3 protein-coding genes are annotated in these 3,505 nt (G+C 64.8%); all 3 read right to left on the bottom strand.

All coding sequences use genetic code 11. The features are described 5' to 3' along the window. Window positions 1-179: 179 nt before the first annotated feature. The 3 genes from ACYVF3_RS32590 to ACYVF3_RS32580 all read right to left on the bottom strand — a co-directional run bounded on the left by ACYVF3_RS32590 (window position 180) and on the right by ACYVF3_RS32580 (window position 3,317). Window positions 180-1,598, bottom strand: coding sequence for a hypothetical protein (locus tag ACYVF3_RS32590; RefSeq protein WP_363796045.1), 1,419 nt, complete (start codon window positions 1,596-1,598; stop codon window positions 180-182). A 311-nt stretch (window positions 1,599-1,909) separates the two neighbouring features. Then, entirely contained in the window at window positions 1,910-2,227 is a 318-nt protein-coding gene (locus tag ACYVF3_RS32585) for a helix-turn-helix domain-containing protein (RefSeq protein ID WP_363796047.1), read from the bottom strand. A gap of 4 nt (window positions 2,228-2,231) precedes the next feature. Beyond that, window positions 2,232-3,317, bottom strand: a complete 1,086-nt coding sequence (locus ACYVF3_RS32580; RefSeq protein ID WP_363796049.1) for a tyrosine-type recombinase/integrase — start codon at window positions 3,315-3,317, stop codon at window positions 2,232-2,234. Between the last annotated feature and the right edge of the window lie 188 nt (window positions 3,318-3,505).

Raw genomic sequence — 3,505 nt, 5'->3', positions numbered from 1 at the left:
AAGATCGAGAACAACCCCGGCTACAAGGTCCAGTCGGTGCTCTCGCGCACCGAGAAGCACACCTTCGACACCAACGCCCAGCTGCGGGCCGTCCCTCGTGAGTTCACGAAAACCGACGGGTCTGTTGACCGGAACCCAAGTGTAGGGGGTTGGCGATGAGCGTGGGTCGTGTCGTGGGTTCAGCAACCGGCGTTGTCGTTGGCCAGGTCGGGATGTTCCAGGACTGCGTTGTATCGCATTGCCGCGGTGATGCTCAGTCCGAACAGGTCGCAGATGCGGCGTACGTCGCCGCCGGTGGCGTGGATCTCGTGGAGGATGCGGTCCTCGCGCAGCGATCGGGGGCCGAGCGGATATCTGTGCCACGGGTATCGGTGGTCGACCGGGTCGACTCTGGGCGCGGACCTGCGGTTGACGATGAGGTAGGGGTTCGTCGTCGTGGGCCAGCGTTGCTCCCGGAAGTCCAGGTAGGCGGTAAGCCTGGCCTGGACAGGGCCTGCGAGGGGGATGCTGCGGCCGTCCAGCCGGAGTCTTCCGTCGCCGACGTCGGTCAGCCGAATGGTGCTGATTTGGCGTGCTGTGAGTCCGTGGAAGGCGACCAGCGCGACCGCGAGTGCGCGTGCTGGGTGTGGCGCGTTGAGCGCGTCGCAGATCACTGCAGTGTCGACTGGGAGAGGGAGGGTCTGGCCCTGTGGACCAGCAGGTACACCTGTCGTCGGATTGATGAACACGACCTTGCGGGCTTTCAGGATTCGGAACAAGGACCGCAGTCCTTGATGAGCGACCTGGCGGGCCGGTCCGGATTCGGGCAGAGCTGTGACGACGTCGTCTTTGTCGATCTCAGCCAGCGAGTCGTGGCCGGCGTCGGCCCACTTTTGCAAGATCGGGAGCATTCCGTTGAGCTGCGCCCGGATGGTCTTGTGGTTTCGGGGTTTGCGGCGTGGTGGTGTGGTGCTGCCTTCGGCCATGACCGTGTACCAGGTATCGAGCTGCGTGCGCATCGTTGCGGGGAGACGCTCGGTCTTGACCAGAAAGTGGTTGCGGGTTCCGGGAATTCGGTCATCGTCGAGAAGGTTGGCGGCGGCCAGTACTTCCAGGGTGGAGTCGACGGTCAGCCCGCGCTGCGTCAGAAGCGACGCGGCTTCACTCGCCACGATCTTGGCCCCCGAGGTGGCTTGAAACGCTTGCAGGACATCGAGGGACTGACCGACCACGTTGATCAGTCTGGTGCTCCAGCCATGACGCGCGGCGTGTTCATGCAAGACCGCGTCGCAGTAGTGCGACATCGCTGGATCAGGCGCAGCGGGAAGCGTCGCTATGCGGGTCAAGTCCGGACGTATCCAGAACAGTGCGAGCTGCTGACTGTCCACCGGGGTGAACTCGGTCTCGACGCGAGTGATTCCGCGAGCGACCGCGGAGGCGCGGAACCGGCGATGGTGTTTGGCTCTGGTGGCTCCTCGGGGCTGGTAGTGCATGTTGGCCAGGAAGAGCTGCTGACCGAACCGGTTGGCGTCGGCGAGGTCGAAGGGTTCACCGGTGGAGCGCTCGTGCAGCGCTTGATGCCAGCACAGGCGGCAGGCGCCGTGATCGCCGAGTGGCATCTGCCGTCCGCAGTAGGGACATTCGCCAAGCGGGTGGCGGGATCGCCAGCCTCGGCAGCTCCAGCACCGCCAGTTGTTCTGGCGCATCACGCCCCAGGCCATGCAGTCCTTGCAGGATCCTGGGTGACCAGGGGAGCCGGGGTGGCACACCACGCACATGCCTTGAGAGAAGTAGCGGTCGGATCCGCAAGCGCGGCAGAGTGGTGGGGTGAAGGGGCCGCCTGGCAAGCAGTCGTAGCAGTAGTCGATCCGAGGAGTCGTCCACGCGGCCCGGTTGGTGCGGCAGTTCGTACAGAACTTCGGTGGCGCGGTCATGCCGGCGGCTCAGATCGATGGCGGCCGAACCGCGGTGTAATCGGTGGTGGAGCTGCCTGTGCGGTTGCCTCCTTGCGTGGGCGCAGGGCTGCGACCTTGTCCGGTTCGCGGATCAGCAGATCGGTGGGATCGCAATCCAGGATCGAGCAGATCACATCCAGGTCATCCAGGCGGATCGTCGTTGGTGTGCCGGTCCACAGGGCCGACATTTTCCCCGCGCTGATCTCCAGACCGGCCTCGGCAAGTCGCCGACGCAACTCTGTCGATTTCCAGATTCCGCATTCGGCGGCTTTCATTCGCAGATTCCAGCGCATGGTTCTACCGGGCCTCCACTGTGGTGAGTCGATGCGAGGTGCGGTGATTCGCCTGCTCCCAGGCGCGTTCGATGGAGTCGCTGTGGACGTGCACGTAGCGCGTTGTCGTCGACAGCCATTCATGCCCCAGCAACTCCTGCACGGCCTTGAGGTCCATCCCGGCGCTGTAAAGAGAGGAGGCGCAGTAATGCCGCAATACATGGGGCGTGAGCTTGCCCGACCATCCTGGAAGCCACTGGCCGGTCGCAGTAGCCAGTCCCGACCGCAGTGCGTCCGCACCAACACGGATACATCGACCGAGGTCCGGGTCCCGACGTTCGCTGGGCAGCATCGGCGCATCCGGGTCAGCCCAGTCCGGGCCGAACTGCGGCCGCACCTCCGCCAGCCACCAGTCGATCAACTGGTCGGCCGAGTTGATCGCGGGCACAAGCCGCGGCTTGTGCCCGCGGCCACGACTGCCTTTGCCGTGGCGGACATGCAGCTTGCCCGAGGTTCCAAGATCTGGCCGCCAGTCGCGGATATCGAGTTTGGTCGACTCGCTGATCCGGAGCCCGAGCCGTCGCCACAACGAGGCGGTGAAGTAGTCCCTCGCGGCGGGCAAGTATTTCCGCGCGTGCACCAACGATTGGCGCCAGTGCGTAAAAAGCGTGTCGACCTCGTCGTCCGAGGGTGGCACGCGCGGCGTGCCGCTCACGGGAAAGCTGGGGCGGTTGTACTCGTCGACAGGCTGCTCGACTACGTGGCCCGTCAGCCGGTGAATATCACCCTGGTACCTCGTCAGCACGAAGTCGTAGAAGCGAGCAACGCCATCGGCCTTGCTCCGCACGGTTGCCCGGGATTGTCCTCGCTGCCGCAGCTGAACGAGGTAGCGGTCACCGTCACCGACACTCGCGGTCCACACGGGTCCGGACAGGACCCGCGCGAACTCGATCACAACAGCTCGCGCCGCCGCGATGTGCCGATCAGTCAGGCCAACCGCGGCCATCGACAACGCGTACTGGTCGACGAGCTCCTGCTCGAAATCCTGAAGCTCCTGCGCCGAGCGCAACGTGTTCGGCGAGCCGATGTTGCGCACGACCGCGAGGTTCATGACCTGCCCGGTTCACGTGAGTGCTCCACAAGTCATGTATTCGGCCGTTACGTCGGAAATCTCGACAGTTTGTCGGGATTGCCCCCCGATCAAGTGAACCAGTCCTCACCAGGCACGCAGCTCCACCTGCGGCGGATCGCCCCAGGCGAACCCGCTGCATTGGAGACAGGTGGGGACCGGTAGGCGGC

Source organism: Saccharopolyspora tripterygii (genome assembly GCF_054778355.1).
Note: the sequence above shows the minus strand (reverse complement) of the source record. Positions and strands in the feature narration are given on the sequence as shown.

Excerpts from the sequence above, each read along its gene's own strand:
- ACYVF3_RS32580 (WP_363796049.1), bottom strand. The coding sequence starts at position 3,317 with ATGAACCTCGCGGTCGTGCGCAACATCGGCTCGCCGAACACGTTGCGC.
- ACYVF3_RS32585 (WP_363796047.1), bottom strand. The coding sequence starts at position 2,227 with ATGCGCTGGAATCTGCGAATGAAAGCCGCCGAATGCGGAATCTGGAAA.
- ACYVF3_RS32590 (WP_363796045.1), bottom strand. The coding sequence starts at position 1,598 with ATGCCACTCGGCGATCACGGCGCCTGCCGCCTGTGCTGGCATCAAGCG.